The sequence below is a fragment of the Bradyrhizobium sp. BR 1432 genome (assembly GCF_051547705.1).
GTDB classification, from domain to species: Bacteria; Pseudomonadota; Alphaproteobacteria; order Rhizobiales; family Xanthobacteraceae; genus Bradyrhizobium; species Bradyrhizobium zhanjiangense.
Window position 1 is genome coordinate 6,668,612 of sequence record NZ_JBPUGF010000003.1, and the last position, 13,150, is coordinate 6,681,761.

The 13,150-nt window shown below is 63.5% G+C and carries 16 protein-coding genes, 1 tRNA gene and 2 pseudogenes; 11 read left to right on the forward strand and 8 right to left on the reverse strand.

Annotation, left to right across the window (positions count from 1 at the left end; all coding sequences use genetic code 11):
- Window positions 1-321 precede the first annotated feature (321 nt).
- A tRNA-Arg gene (locus ACSKB8_RS32305) sits at window positions 322-398 on the forward strand.
- A gap of 7 nt (window positions 399-405) precedes the next feature.
- On the opposite strand, the gene ACSKB8_RS32310 is transcribed toward ACSKB8_RS32305, so the two are convergent.
- Window positions 406-1,689, reverse strand: coding sequence for a hypothetical protein (locus ACSKB8_RS32310; protein ID WP_438108471.1), 1,284 nt, complete (start codon window positions 1,687-1,689; stop codon window positions 406-408).
- A gap of 125 nt (window positions 1,690-1,814) precedes the next feature.
- Between ACSKB8_RS32310 and ACSKB8_RS32315 the strand changes: the two genes are divergently transcribed.
- Together ACSKB8_RS32315 and ACSKB8_RS32320 are read left to right on the forward strand one after the other, a co-directional pair.
- Entirely contained in the window at window positions 1,815-2,042 is a 228-nt protein-coding gene (locus ACSKB8_RS32315) for a DUF2171 domain-containing protein (protein WP_438108472.1), read from the forward strand.
- Between the two features lie 197 nt (window positions 2,043-2,239).
- Window positions 2,240-2,509, forward strand: a complete 270-nt coding sequence (locus ACSKB8_RS32320; RefSeq protein WP_438108474.1) for a hypothetical protein — start codon at window positions 2,240-2,242, stop codon at window positions 2,507-2,509.
- A gap of 241 nt (window positions 2,510-2,750) precedes the next feature.
- On the opposite strand, the gene ACSKB8_RS32325 is transcribed toward ACSKB8_RS32320, so the two are convergent.
- On the reverse strand, window positions 2,751-2,939 hold the full coding sequence (locus ACSKB8_RS32325) for a hypothetical protein (RefSeq protein WP_438108476.1): 189 nt from the start codon (window positions 2,937-2,939) through the stop codon (window positions 2,751-2,753).
- A gap of 137 nt (window positions 2,940-3,076) precedes the next feature.
- Between ACSKB8_RS32325 and ACSKB8_RS32330 the strand changes: the two genes are divergently transcribed.
- Window positions 3,077-3,238 carry a hypothetical protein gene (locus ACSKB8_RS32330; protein WP_164935011.1) on the forward strand — a complete coding sequence of 54 codons (162 nt, stop codon included), beginning with the start codon at window positions 3,077-3,079 and terminating at the stop codon, window positions 3,236-3,238.
- Between the two features lie 47 nt (window positions 3,239-3,285).
- Here ACSKB8_RS32330 and ACSKB8_RS32335 read toward each other — a convergent pair whose 3' ends face one another.
- The 4 genes from ACSKB8_RS32335 to ACSKB8_RS32350 form a co-directional block, all read right to left on the reverse strand.
- Window positions 3,286-3,480 carry a hypothetical protein gene (locus ACSKB8_RS32335; RefSeq protein WP_438108478.1) on the reverse strand — a complete coding sequence of 65 codons (195 nt, stop codon included), beginning with the start codon at window positions 3,478-3,480 and terminating at the stop codon, window positions 3,286-3,288.
- A gap of 53 nt (window positions 3,481-3,533) precedes the next feature.
- Window positions 3,534-4,292, reverse strand: a complete 759-nt coding sequence (locus ACSKB8_RS32340) for a hypothetical protein (RefSeq protein WP_438108480.1) — start codon at window positions 4,290-4,292, stop codon at window positions 3,534-3,536.
- Between the two features lie 183 nt (window positions 4,293-4,475).
- The gene (locus tag ACSKB8_RS32345; RefSeq protein ID WP_438108481.1) at window positions 4,476-4,688 is read right to left on the reverse strand and encodes a hypothetical protein; all 213 of its coding nucleotides are present in this window, start codon (window positions 4,686-4,688) and stop codon (window positions 4,476-4,478) included.
- A 76-nt stretch (window positions 4,689-4,764) separates the two neighbouring features.
- The gene (locus ACSKB8_RS32350; protein WP_438108483.1) at window positions 4,765-5,001 is read right to left on the reverse strand and encodes a hypothetical protein; all 237 of its coding nucleotides are present in this window, start codon (window positions 4,999-5,001) and stop codon (window positions 4,765-4,767) included.
- Between the two features lie 264 nt (window positions 5,002-5,265).
- On the opposite strand from ACSKB8_RS32350, the gene ACSKB8_RS32355 reads away from it, so the two are divergent.
- The gene (locus ACSKB8_RS32355) at window positions 5,266-5,613 is read left to right on the forward strand and encodes a DUF6481 family protein (protein WP_438108485.1); all 348 of its coding nucleotides are present in this window, start codon (window positions 5,266-5,268) and stop codon (window positions 5,611-5,613) included.
- Between the two features lie 117 nt (window positions 5,614-5,730).
- Here the strand turns inward: ACSKB8_RS32355 and ACSKB8_RS32360 are convergent, their stop codons facing one another.
- Window positions 5,731-5,973 carry a pentapeptide MXKDX repeat protein gene (locus ACSKB8_RS32360; RefSeq protein WP_028150975.1) on the reverse strand — a complete coding sequence of 81 codons (243 nt, stop codon included), beginning with the start codon at window positions 5,971-5,973 and terminating at the stop codon, window positions 5,731-5,733.
- A gap of 319 nt (window positions 5,974-6,292) precedes the next feature.
- Between ACSKB8_RS32360 and ACSKB8_RS32365 the strand changes: the two genes are divergently transcribed.
- Genes ACSKB8_RS32365 through ACSKB8_RS32375 form a run of 3 tightly spaced genes read left to right on the forward strand, consistent with a single transcriptional unit; the run spans window position 6,293 to window position 9,242 of the window.
- Window positions 6,293-7,315, forward strand: a complete 1,023-nt coding sequence (locus ACSKB8_RS32365; protein WP_370987388.1) for a TRAP transporter substrate-binding protein — start codon at window positions 6,293-6,295, stop codon at window positions 7,313-7,315.
- Window positions 7,312-7,866: a TRAP transporter small permease gene (locus tag ACSKB8_RS32370; RefSeq protein WP_438108487.1), complete on the forward strand. Its 555-nt coding sequence runs from the start codon at window positions 7,312-7,314 to the stop codon at window positions 7,864-7,866. Before ACSKB8_RS32365 ends, ACSKB8_RS32370 begins: the two co-directional genes overlap by 4 nt.
- Window positions 7,863-9,242: a TRAP transporter large permease gene (locus ACSKB8_RS32375; protein WP_438108489.1), complete on the forward strand. Its 1,380-nt coding sequence runs from the start codon at window positions 7,863-7,865 to the stop codon at window positions 9,240-9,242. Before ACSKB8_RS32370 ends, ACSKB8_RS32375 begins: the two co-directional genes overlap by 4 nt.
- 119 nt (window positions 9,243-9,361) lie before the next feature.
- Here ACSKB8_RS32375 and ACSKB8_RS32380 read toward each other — a convergent pair.
- A pseudogene (locus ACSKB8_RS32380) lies at window positions 9,362-10,044 on the reverse strand (GntR family transcriptional regulator).
- A 209-nt stretch (window positions 10,045-10,253) separates the two neighbouring features.
- On the opposite strand from ACSKB8_RS32380, the pseudogene ACSKB8_RS32385 reads away from it, so the two are divergent.
- The 3 genes and pseudogenes from ACSKB8_RS32385 (at window position 10,254) to ACSKB8_RS32395 (ending at window position 13,135) form a co-directional block, all read left to right on the forward strand.
- Window positions 10,254-10,863: pseudogene (locus tag ACSKB8_RS32385) on the forward strand (TRAP transporter small permease).
- Window positions 10,863-12,128, forward strand: a complete 1,266-nt coding sequence (locus ACSKB8_RS32390; protein ID WP_438108490.1) for a TRAP transporter large permease — start codon at window positions 10,863-10,865, stop codon at window positions 12,126-12,128. The pseudogene ACSKB8_RS32385 and the gene ACSKB8_RS32390 overlap by 1 nt, the downstream one beginning before the upstream one ends.
- A gap of 23 nt (window positions 12,129-12,151) precedes the next feature.
- Window positions 12,152-13,135 (forward strand): TRAP transporter substrate-binding protein, encoded by a 984-nt coding sequence (locus ACSKB8_RS32395; protein WP_438108492.1) that lies wholly within the window; start codon window positions 12,152-12,154, stop codon window positions 13,133-13,135.
- The last annotated feature ends 15 nt before the right edge of the window (window positions 13,136-13,150 follow it).

Genomic DNA, 13,150 nt, shown 5'->3' on the forward strand with positions numbered 1-13,150 from the left:
CAAAGGTGCAAATCGTCGCATTCGCCATGACAAGGCAAGCCCAGAGGAGACCGGTCAAGATACCGCCGCGCACGCCGTCCTGATGGCGCAGCAATACCAGACCGGTCGACCGGTGGCCGTGTCCCGGAAGCTAGCCAGCGCTCCCGGCGATGTGATCCATCGTCCAGTACACTGCCGCTCAACCCGGCACCCTGACGCCCCACCGTTCCGCTTTGTCGCGGCTCTGAGGAAAACGGTTCGGTTCAGACTTGGCGAAACGCCAGATTTTTCATATTGGCATGGTAGATGAACAGCCAGCCCCCGACTGGGGCGGCTGAAAACGGTCCCGTAGCTCAACTGGATAGAGTAGCGGATTTCTACTCCGCGGGTTGCAGGTTCGAGTCCTGCCGGGATCGCCAGCCTTGTTCATCTTCCAACCTCAGCCTGATGCATCGTCCACCACCGGGCGATGGCCGCGGCCAGATTATTCCACAGCTCCGTCGGCAAATCCGGCACGGCCACCCGGACGCTATACTGGTCCGTGGTCGCATCGTGAAACCACTCGGTCGCGGCGAAGTCGAAACCGAAGCTGCCGGCGTGACGGATGGGGAAGCCCTCGCCGCGCAGTTCGTTGCTCATGTCTTCGGCGGCCTGTCGCGCGCTCGCCTCGTCGAGCGGGCGTCTGCTCCGAAGCGTCACGTAGAGGCCGTGGGTGAAATGGAGCTCGGCCGACAGCGCCGGGAGCTTCGCGGCAAAATATCGGGCCGTGCTTCGTCCGTTGCGCAAGATCGCCGCAACGCGCCTTTTGGTCAGAGCCCAGTAGGTCGCACTGCCCGCAAAGGGCGGGAAGTGTGCCGGCAACGCCGCGCCGCCGAGAAGCCGCACCGCTTTACGCGTTTCGGCGGCGAGCCCTTTGCAGTCAAGGCGCCCCGCCCGCTGCTCGTGCTCATTGCCGTGCACGAAAACCGCCGAGCCGAGCCGGCCATATTCCGCTCCGAGCGAATCGAGCTTGTTGTGGCTTCGCACCAGCACCAGCGGAATTCCGTATCGCCGGGCCCACCGCAGGACACGCCTGATGCGACCCGATCTGCCGGCGAAACAGGTCGTGTCGAAAACCAGGAGATCGAGCCCCGAGCCATCACTACGCAGCGCGGCCTCGAAAGCGCCGGCAAAGGAGCAGGAATCCAGCATAAGCATGCGCGGAGAATTCGCCCTGGCAAACCCATCGCCTAGCGGAAGCTTCAAGCTCACGAGCTGCAGATGAGGGACAAAGCTCCGGATCAGCTCCAGCGTCTCGCCGTAGGAGCCTGGGAGCACGATAATGTCAGACTTGTCGACGATCTGCGCGGAGGCAAGGAGCACGGCGGAGAGCGCGGCCATGCCTGACGCGGTGTAGATCGCCGTACTCGTACAGCCGCACTCGAGCTCATAAAACGAAGGACCGCGTACCCTGAGATCGGCGCGCTGGTAGTCGTAACTGAACTCGAACGGCCCGCTGGAAGGATCGGCCGCATGCGACCAGGCCGTCTCCGTCGCCTTCCACTCATGCAGCTCATGCTCTGCCCTCAGCGCCGCAGTGATCTGGAATTTGGACCTGACGACCTCGTCGACGGATCGTGGACGTGCCAAATCGAGCCGGTTCCTCAGACAATCATTCAACAGCCTGAGTTCCTGATGCTTTCGTTCCAGATAGGCTGCAAGCGTCTCCATGCGGATCTTGGATAGGTGCCATCTGCAACGTCAACGTCCGGGCCTTGCGTTGGGTCCAGCATCTGCCCGCGCGGTCTGCAACGAAGGCCGCTCTTCGCAGTTAAAGACTGTGCAAGGAGGACATCATGGCTGATATCAGAGAGCACATGAAAATCATCGGCAAGGACGGCGCCCATGTCGGCACCGTCGACCGCGTCGAGGGTAATCGCATCAAGCTGACCCGGAAGGACAGCCCCGAGGGTCACAAGGACCATCATCACTATATCGACATGAAATATGTCGGCGCGGTCGAGGGCGACGTCGTCAAACTGTCGATGAATGCCGACGCCGTGCCGAAGACGGAAGCGGCATAAGACAATAAGCCCCTTCCGGGGCTTTTTCTTAGTTCATGGAGCCGCTTCGAGCCTCGCCGATTCGAGGGGCATTCCGATCTTGTCGCAGTTCAAGAAAGCGTGCGCAGGCCTGTTCGGCTGCCCGGAGAGCCCTACCTATCCGGCATGCAAAAGGGCCGTCGAAGGATATTGTGATGCCGCCATCCGATTGGACAAGAATGGCCATCACATCCGGGGTTGCCGCCACCGCCATGGCGTTTTTGGCGATTGACGCTGCCGTGGATGTGAGCCCGGGCGGCATCGCAAAGCGCCTTGAAGTGGTGCAAGCTCCTCTTACGGACGCCGCAGTCGGTCACCATCAACTGGCCTTCGCCGTTCGGGCCTGGGCGCGTGGAAGCGACCAGACGCATCGTCCGGCCGCCTATCAAACATGCATCGAGCGTCACGAGCACAGGCCGCAGCCGGGAGGCATCGATCGCGGCGTTTGACGGCAGCAGTTGGCGCTGCTGCCCGCGCAGCATCATGCGGTCGATCCTGTTCAGGATGAAGCGGGCTGAATCCCCGTGAAAAATTCTGTGCGTCGTGGAACGAGACCACCACCGGCACGTTGGATGTGGCGAAATAAGGTGGTGCCGACCTACCAGCCCCGGTCGGCTTTGAAGGACCCCGTGCTTGTCCCCGAGCACGGGGTTTTTCTCGTCGCGAATGAGGCTGCCGGCCGCAATGCGGCTAGTCCGTCCGCTCCTCACGCCGATCGCGGGCGAGCTGGTGCCAGGCCAGGGCCAGCTGGATCAGGCGTTGCCGATCGGCGCCTTCGGACGCTGCGGCCCGCCTCATCGCGGCCTCGGCCTCGTGCTGTGGATCGTACTTGCTGCACATGAGGCTGACCGTATAACCGGCCGATCTGGACAAGCGCATGGCAATTTCGCCCGTATGATTGCGGGGTACTTTCCTCGGCATCCAAGGCACGTTTGAGGGTCTGTGAACTGCGTCACAGCCTGCACCCCGTATGTCCGCTAAACAGCGCTCCAACGCTCCACGGTGGTGTTCAGGTCATGACACACAAAGCAGCAGCCGAAGTGGTCGTCCCGACGCAACGACAAAGGTCCGACCTGCTCGGCATCGCCTATCTCGGCACCATCACCATCGTGATGCTGGCCTGGATCGGCGGCCTGGTCTGGGCCGCGATGGCGTTCTTCAACTGGCTGGTGTCCTGACGTGCAAGGCGCAGAGCCTGCCATGAGCGAGCGACAGGGGTCGTGCGCTAGAACAAATGGGGCAGCATCTGCGAGAGCTTGATCCCGCCGCAAACGATGATGGCCCACAACGCCACGCTGATCTGGATCGCATCCAGCATGTCCGACATCCCCCGCGAATCATCCCGACGTTTTTTCTTTTGAGACTTGCGCGAGGCGGGAACGAGTGCCAGCGCTAATTTGAAGCCATCGCCGGCGCGCAAAAAAGAGACGGGCCTGGGCCCGCCTCTGCTGCTTCAGATCCAGCTTGGAAAGCTCAATAGCACGCGCGGGGATCGGCCTGCACATACTGGCCGTTCGGATAGCGGTAATAGCAAGTGTCCTGCGCCCAGTAATAGCCGGGCTGAGATGCGGCCGTAGCGCCGGCAATTGCTCCCGTCGCCCCGCCGAGAACCGCGCCTGCGGCAGCTCCCGTTGCGTTGCCCGAGAGCAGGCCACCTAGCACGCCACCCACGATGGCGCCGCCCAGCGCGCTCGCGCCGGGATCGGCCGGCGGCGGAGGCGGAGGTGGCGGCGCATAGGCGACCGGAGGTGGTGGGGCATAGGCCACCGGCTCATCGTCGATGTAGTCCTCTGAAATGTAGGCCGGCGGGCCCGCCATCCGCTGCGGATAATAATACCAGACGCCGCCAACGTCCCACCACCAGCCGGACCGACCGTTGCGGACTTCGTGACGCCAGCGCCCGCCGTCCCAGGCGAGATTGCCGCGATAGGCGTGTCCGCCCCAGTCACGCGCCGGAGCGGGATCGCGCGCATAACGTCCCGGCGGCGGACCGCCGGCGTTGCGCGGGCCGGGACCGGCGTGGGGCTGCAGCGCGGGCCGGGCCGCCTGCCGCGGCGGAGGCTCCTTGCGCATGTTCTGATTGGTCTGGGGCGGCGCGCCTGCGGCCGGCCTTGCCGGCTGTTGGCCTGCCTCCTTCGGCGGTCTGGCCTCCTGCGCCTGCGCCGACAGCGCGAGCAACGACATGGCCGAAACCAAGGGAATGATGATCTTCATGCGGCTGGACGCACTCATGCGTGCTTGACCCCCTACTCTCGATTGCCGTGGTCCCTGGCGCGATAGACGATTCGCCTCACGCTGGGCTGATGCCGGCCGACATAACTGACCTGCTTGATCGGCTAAGTCCCGTTACAAATGATTAAGATCAGAGCAATTTTTCGACCCCAAAGGGCGGCAGAGGGTCGCGCTGGACCGCTCCTAGCGCGCCGGCTCGATCACATTGCAATTGGTCCGCCCCGACATCAGGCAGTCCTGCATCTTGCTGGCCGAAGTGAGGTCGCGGGCAAGCCACCAGCCGACGCCGAGGATCAGAAGCGCGATGATCAAGCCGGCAATCGCGCCGCGGCGGCTATCAGCGGGTTGAGGTCTTCTAGGGGATGTGGGCTTCTGGCCTGGTTCAGGCTTGGGCATGGCTACCTGATTGCGCAACCGGACTGGCTTTATCACCTCTGCGGCAGCCCGTCACATCCCGGTCAGCCTCGCGCGCTCAGCCCCGGGTCTGCCGGATCGCGTCCTTGCGCGAGGTCTCGACGGCCGGAATTGCCTCCTGGACCCGCGGTGCACAGGTTGTGAGCACGAACGCTGTTTGGGTGCATTCCCAATCCGCACCGAGAACGGCGCTCTCGATTGGCTGCGGACGGGCTAGCAGCAACGCGGCGCAGGCCAGCGCCGCCACCACGAAGGTGGCTGCGAGCGCCTTCAGGCTCAGTCGGAAGATCGTCATGCCCGTGCTCCGTCTCGTTGGGGGCGGACGCTAGGCGCCGCTCCGCATGCTCCCCTATGAGGGACATCACAATTCGGCAGTTTTTCCGGGCTACGAGATCGTCGGGGCTGGCGATTTTTCGTTGACCTGGTCGGCTGCGATTATGGGTGGCTTCGCGACGCGCGCCGATGTACACGCTTCTGCGTCGCGTGGCGCCTGCTATGCCCAGCCGACGTACCAACAGGCACTGATGTAGGATTGAAAGCGAGGAAGACAAGGCTCGTAATGAGTGGATTCAGGGAACCCGGCTTCGCAGACCGGCAAAAGGCGGCACAGGACGCCCGCAAAAATCTTTTGAACAAGTTCAAGTCGCAGCCGGGTCCCGATGATCCGGCCGTTGCGGCACGCCGCGCCGAGCGCGAGGCCCTCGCGGCCAAGCGCGCCGACGCCAAGGCTGCGCGCGAAGCCGAAAAGGCCGAGCAGAAGCGCCTCGAGGAAGAAGCCAAGGCCGCCGAGGCCTCGCGAATTGCACGCGAGGCCCAGGAAGCCGCCGAAAGGCAGGCAGCCCTGGAAGCCGAGCAGAAGGCCAAGCGCGATGCCCGCTACGCGGCCCGCAAGGCCAAGCGCAAGTAACGCTCAAAAGTAACGTTCAATTGAAATTGAACCACTCCGGGGCGGTCCGTGGGGGCCGCACCCGGAATTCGAAATCGCGCGGCTCGCCTCAGGCGAGCGTTGCGCGGAGGACGAGGATCAATTCTTCTTCATCATCCCGTCGTCTTTCTTCATTCCGTCCTTCGACATGTGATCCTTCTTCATGCCGTCGTCCTTGGACATGGTATCCTTCTTCATGCCGTCCTTGGACATCGTGTCCTTCTTCATCATGCCGTCGTCCTTGCCCATCTTGTCCTGAGCAAAGGCGGCCGGCGACAGCGCGAGGCCAAGCGACAGAGCGGCAGCCGAAACGCCGAGCACGATGCGGGTGCGAATGGTCATGAGCAGTCTTCCCTTCGAGATGGTGTTGGTCAGCGACGGATGCCGCTACTGTCTCGACGGATTGCCACGCGGCGTTGTTACGCGCTCGCCGATAAATTTCCGCGATATCGCGCCATCCTTTGGTGCAGGCCCGCGCGGATCGGAAGTGTGCAGCGCAGCACGACCGGCACTTGCCGCGACATTCGGTCTCGAACTATCAGATGAGAGATCATCGGGTGAAAGACCGGCTAGGATGGCCTACACGCCGGTCTCAAAGACCCAGACCCAAATCACGCCAAGCAAGAACCGTCCAAAGAACCGTCTCCAAGGGGATCACACCATGCTTACGCGCCGTCATCTGATCGCGACTGCCGTCGCCGCACCCGCCATTCTTCGTTTCGGCACCGGTACGGCGCAGGCCGCCACCACGCTGAAGATCTCGCACCAGTTCCCGGGTGGCACCATCGACAAGGGCGATTTCCGCGACCGGCTCTGCCGCATGTTCGCCGCCGAGGTCGCCAAGCGCAGCAATGGCGACATCGCCGCCGAAATTTATCCGAACTCCTCGCTGATCAAGACCAACGCGCAGTTCTCCGCGATGCGCAAGGGCGCGCTCGACATCAGCCTCTATCCGATGCCCTATGCCGGCGGCGAGCTGCCGGAGACCAATATCGGCCTGATGCCGGGCCTCGTGACCACCTATGACCAGGGCCTGCGCTGGAAGAAGGAGCCGGTCGGCAAGGCGCTGACCGACTTCCTCGCCGACAAGGGCATCATCCTGCTCACCTGGGTCTGGCAGGCCGGCGGCGTCGCCAGCCGCTCCAAGCCGATCGTCGCGCCGGAAGACGCCAAGGGCATGAAGGTGCGCGGCGGCTCGCGCGAGATGGACATGGTGCTCCAGACCGCCGGCGCCTCGGTGCTGTCGGTGCCTTCGAACGAAATCTACGCAGCGATGCAGACCGGCGCCTGCGATGCCGGCATCACCTCCTCGACCAGCCTGATCTCGTTCCGTCTCGAAGAGGTCGCGAAGTCGCTGACCTCAGGCGCGGGCACCTCCTACTGGTTCATGCTCGAGCCGCTGATGATGTCGAAGGCGATCTTCGACAAGCTGCCGAAGAACCATCAGGACATCCTGCTCGCGGTCGGCACAGAGCTCGAGGCCTTCGGCCGCAAGGGCGCGCAGGACGACGACATCGAGGTCGCCAAGGTCTATGAGAAGGCCGGCGCCAAGGTCTCGGTGCTCGACGCTGCGACCGTCGGCAAGTGGCGCGACATCGCCCGCGACACCGCCTGGAAGGACTACAGCGCCAAGACCGCGACCGCTGCGAACCTGCTCAAGCTCGCCACCGACGTCGCGGCATGAGCCACGGTCCGCTTCCGGATCGTGATGACCTGCCGAACGCTGCCGCAAGGACAGGCCTTGCGGCGGCGATCGATCGCGGTCTCGCCGTCCTCAACAGCATCATCATCGTGTTCGCCGCGATCGCGTTGGTCGCGGCGTGTACCATCCTGAGCTACAGCGTGCTGAGCCGCGCCCTGTTCAAGGCCGCCAATTACTGGCAGGACGAGGCCGCGGTGTTCCTGCTGGTCGGCGCGACCTTCATGACGGCGGCCTACGTGCAGCAGAACCGCGGCCACATCGGCATCGAGGCCTTCGTCGGCCTGCTCTCGCCGTTCGCGAACAAGGTCCGCCTCTGGCTGGTTGACGCCGCAACGTTGCTGTTCTGCGCCTTTTTCACCTGGAAGTCCTGGACGCTGGCCCATGAAGCCTATGTCGACGGTCAGGTCTCGAACTCGATGTGGTCGCCGCCGCTCGCCATCCCCTATTCGCTGATGGCGCTCGGCATGAGCCTGCTTTGCGTCCAGATCATCGTGCAGCTTGCGCTGCCTTTCGCAGGAGCCAAGCGTCCATGAGCGTTTTCGGTATCGGCCTCGCCTACGGCATCGCGACGCTGCTCGTGATGTTTTCGGGCATGCCGATTGCGTTCGCGCTTGGCGCGGTCGCAGTCGTGTTCATGGGCATCTACATGCCCGCAGCTTCGCTCGATACGGTGACGCAGAACGTCTACGAGGAAATGGCTTCGATCACGCTCTTGTCGATCCCGCTCTTCATCCTCAAGGGTGCCGCGATCGGCAAGTCGCGCGCCGGCCAGGATCTCTATTCGGCGCTGCATGCCTGGCTGCATCGCGTGCCCGGCGGGCTCGGTGTCGCCAACGTGTTCGCCTGCGCACTGTTTGCGGCGATGGCGGGCTCTTCGCCTGCGACCTGCTCGGCAATCGGCTCGGCCGGCATCCCCGAGATGCGCAAGCGCGGCTATTCCGGCGGCTTTGCTGCCGGCATCATCGCCGCCGGCGGCACGCTTGGCATCCTGCTGCCGCCCTCGATCACCATGATCCTGTTCGCGGTCGCCGCCGAAAAGTCGCTGGGGCGGCTGTTCCTCGCCGGCATTGGACCTGGCCTCTTGCTGGTTACCCTGTTCGGCGCCTATGCCGTGATCCGCTTCCGCCGGGAATACAAGGCGGCCGAGGCGATCTACAAGAATGGCGGACCGCAGGCCGCGATCCTCACGCGCGACGAATATACGCTCGCCGAACGCTTCAGCCTGCTGCCGCGCGTCATTCCCTTCGTGCTGCTGCTCACCGGCGTCATGATCGCGCTCTATGGCGGCTACGCCACGCCGTCGGAAACCGCCGGCCTCGGCGGCCTCCTGGCGCTGGCGCTGATCGCGGCGATCTACAGCGTGTGGCGACCGAGCGATCTTGCTCCGATCATGCGGTCGACGATCCGGGAATCGACCATGCTGATGATGATCATCGGCATGTCGCTGCTCTATTCCTACGTGATGAGCTATCTGCACATCTCGCAATCAGTCGCGGAATCCATCGTCGCGATGTACCTGCCGCGCTGGGAGCTGCTGTTCGCAATCCTCGTCATGGTCGTGGTGCTCGGTTTCTTCCTGCCGCCGGTCTCGATCATCCTGATGACGGCGCCGATCATCCTGCCGCCGCTCCGCGCCGCCAATTTCGACATCATCTGGTTCGGCGTGGTCATGACCATCGTGATGGAGATGGGGCTGATCCATCCACCGGTTGGCCTCAACATCTTCGTCATCCGCAACGTCGCGCCCGACATTTCCCTGAGCGAGGTGATCTGGGGCACGCTGCCCTTCGTGCTCTTGATGATGGCCGCGGTGCTGCTGCTCTGCTTCGTGCCGGAGATATCGACCTGGCTGCCGGATCTGGTGATGGGGCCGGACGGGAGCAGGTCGAGACAATCGCAACTGCCGTAGGGTGGGCAAAGCGGCTTGTCCGCCGTAGCTCGAAAAGCGAAGGCGGAAGCGTGCCCACCACTGGTGAATGCGACTGCGGACAGATGGTGGGCACGGCGCAAATGCGCCTTTTGCCCACCCTACGAATTCTCCTTCCGGCGTTGCTTCGGCGCGATCGCGACCACCTGCAACAGATCCTTGCGCACCGCCTCGATGTGCCGCTCCAGGAAGCGGCAGGCCTCCTCGATCTTCTGCGCACGGCACAGCGCGATCAGCTCGGCGTGCTCCTTCTCGGCGATCCCCATCGCCTTGGTGTTGGAGAGCTGGAGGCGAGTGTAGCGGTCGCTGGTCTGGAGCAGTGACAGCACGATCGCGCGCGTGCGCGGCTGCGGGGCGTGAACGTAGAGCGCCATGTGGAAGTCGGCGTTGAGTTGCCCCATTCGCTGACGTTCCTCGCCTTGATCGCCTTCTCGAAGCTCCGGTGGATGTCGGCAAGCCCGTCGAAATCATCAGCGGTGAAACGCGGCGCGGACTGCGCCAGAAGGCGCGGCTCCAGGATCCGGCGCAAGTCGAACACGTCGTTGATCTCATCCAGTGACAGTTCGGAGACGATGGCGCCCTTTTGCGGCACGATGCGCACCAGCCCCTCGGCCTCGAGCTGGAATAGCGCCTCGCGAACGGGGATACGGCTGACGCCATAGGCCTCGCCAAGCGCATCCTGCCGCAGCTGCGATCCCGCGGGATAAGTGCCGTCGAGGATCGCCTGCCTGAGCTGGTCGACGATCGCAGCCGAGAGCGTGCGATGCTTCAGAGGCTGTTTCATCTGACCTTCTGTCTTCCTTCGCGACTCATCCGGCCGAAGCGGTCCCTCTCTTGCATGTTGAAGGGCCCAGCAAAAGCCGGTGCCCAGCAAGAGCGCGGACTGCCGCCGAAATGACCGCAATCTCCGTTTGACACCCCAAATGTATAAATTATACATTTACGGATAGCACGACAAATCTCGGGGTTGGGGCCTCCATGATCGAGCAGACGATGCCGGCCACACGCGCATTCAGCGTTCGACGCTTCATCGTGCGCGCGTCCAGCGCCCTGCTCGCGGTCGAGCGCCTCGCGCTGATGGGCCTGATGTACCTGCTCACCGGATTGATCCTGGTGAACGTCGTCACCCGCTACTCGCATTTCCCGATCTATTGGATCGAGCGAATCCGCGGTCTATTGCGTGGTCTGGCTGACCTTCATCGGCGCCTCCGCGATGACGCGGCTGCGGCTCGATTTCGCGGTGACCATGCTGACGGAGCGGCTTTCGCCGCAGCACCAGAAGCTCGCCAAGGTGATCTCGACCGGCCTCGTCGTCGTGTTTGGCGCCGCCTTGATCGTCACCTGCGTGCTCTGGATGGACCCGGTAGGTCTCGCCCGCGCCGGCTTCGACGGGCGCAAGCTCGCGGCCGAAACCTTCAACTTCCTCTACACCGAGCACACCCAGACGCTGAACTGGCCGACCTGGATACTCTATCTGACGCTGCCGATCTTCGCGGTGTCGATGACCATTCACGGCCTCGCCAATTTGCTGGAAGATCTCGGGCTGGTCCCGCGCGTCACACCTAAGGGCTTTCAGCTCTCCGAGCTTGACGGGGTCAACTGATGATCACGTCAGCAGCCTTCATGGCGTTCATGCTGGTCGGCGTGCCGATCGGCCTCTGCCTGTGCCTCGCCGGCCTCGTCTACATCGCCGCATCCGGCAACCCGGTGCTGTTCCAGTCCTACCCGCTCCAGCTGTTCGGCGGCGTCGACAGCTACGGCCTGATCGCCATTCCGCTGTTCATCCTGATCGGCGAGATCATGAACGGCGGCGGCATCACGAGGCGCATCGTCGACATGGCGATGGCATTCGTCGGCTCGTTCAAGGGCGGATTGGCCTACGTCAACATCCTCGCCAATATGTTCATCTCCTCGATCCTGGGCTCTGCGACCGCGCAGGTCGCGATCATGGCCCAGATCATGGTCCCGGAGATGGAGAAGAAGGGTTACGACAAGACCTTTGCGGCGGGCCTCACCGCCTATGGCGGCATGCTCGGCCCCATCATCCCGCCATCGGTGATGTTCGTGGTCTACAGCGTGCTGGCGCAGGTCTCGGTCAGCGACATGCTGATCGCCGGTATCGTGCCGGGCGTCATCCTCACGGTGATGTTCTGCCTCGTCATCGCGCTGATGGGCTACGTCTACAACTATCCCCGCGCGGATTATCAGACGCCGCGTCAGCGCATCATGACGATCCTGCGGACGTCTCCGACACTGCTGATTCCCATCGTCATCGTCGGCACCATTCTCGGTGGGCTCGCCAACGCGACCGAATCCGCCGCCGTCGGGGCCGTCGCAGCAGCACTGGTCGGAAAATTCTGGACCAAGGAGTTCGAGTTCTCCAAGCTGCCGCAGATGATGCTGCGCAGCGCCATCTATTCGGCGATCGTGCTGTTTCTGGTGGCGGCCGCGGCGGTGTTCTCCTGGGTCCTGATCTTCGGCAAGGTGCCGCAGGAAACCGCCGCCTGGATCCAGACCGCCGCCAAGGATCCCGTCAGCTTCATGCTGATCTGCAACGTCATCCTGCTGGTGATCGGCACGGTGATCGACGGCATTCCCGGCCTGATCATGACGGTGCCGATCCTGCTGCCGGTCGCGACCGACGTTTATCACATCGACCCCCGGCATTTCGGCGTCGTGGTGGTAATCAATCTCGTGCTCGGCCTGCTGTCGCCGCCTGTCGGCCTTTGCTTCTTCGTCGCAGCCGCCGTCACCGGCGCGAAGCCGGGGAAGATGTTCATGGTGACGCTGCCCTTCTTCGTCATCGCCTGCGTCCTCCTCGTGCTGCTTTCGCTCTACCCGTCGCTCTCGCTGATCCTCGTCAAATAGGCCCATCAAAAAGGAGCCCGACCATGCCGCTTTCACGTCGCCGCTTTCTCGCCGCCAGTGCCGCCGCATCGGTGTTCGCGCCGTCGCTGGCGCTCGCCCAGGCCAAGGAATTCCGCCTCGGCCTGATCACGCCAAACGGCCATTCCTGGAACAAGGCAGCGCTCAAATTCGGCGACGATCTCAAGGCCGCCACCAGCGGCCGCCTGACCGTAAGCGTGTTCCATTCCGGCCAGCTCGGCAACGAGCCGGCGATGATGCAGCAATTGCAGTCCGGCGCGCTCGACATGGGCTTCATCCAGGCCGCCGAGCTCGGCTCGCGCGTGCCGCACATCGCGGCGATCAACGCGCCCTACATCGTCCGCTCGACGCCTGCGGTCGCGAAATTCGTGCGGCATCCCGCGGCGGTGAAGCTTTTCGAGGTGTTGCCGCAGGAGACCGGCACGATCGGGCTCGGTTGGGGCATCACCGGCATGCGCGCTGTGTTCTCCTCCAAGGATCTGAACACGCTGGCCGACATCCGCGGCATGAAGCTGCGCATCAATCCGACGCCGGTCTATCGCGATTTCTATTCCTCGCTGGGCGCAGCGCCGACGCCGATCCCGACGCCCCAGGTGTTCGACGCTATGGCCAACGGCCAGGTCGACGGCCTCGAGGCCGATCTCGAATTTTCCTGGAACCAGCGCTTCGACAAGGTGTCGAAGGTGATCCTCCAGATGAACGCCGTCTTCATGCCGATGGCGGCGGTTGTCTCGGGTCGGGTCTGGCAGTCACTGCCCGCAGCCGACCGCGAGCTGATCACCAAGACGATCAGGTCGACGCTGGACATGCAGATCGACGAGCTCGCCGGCAATGAGCCCGCGCTGATCGAAAACTTCAAGAACGCGCCGATCCCGATCCGCCAGGTCGATGCCAAGGATACCGAGGCCGTCATTGCCGAGTTCGACAAGATCTGGCTGCCCAAAGCCCCCGTCCTCGCTGAGCTGCGCAAGGTCGGCGCGACGCTCTGATCTTAGCCGCCATCC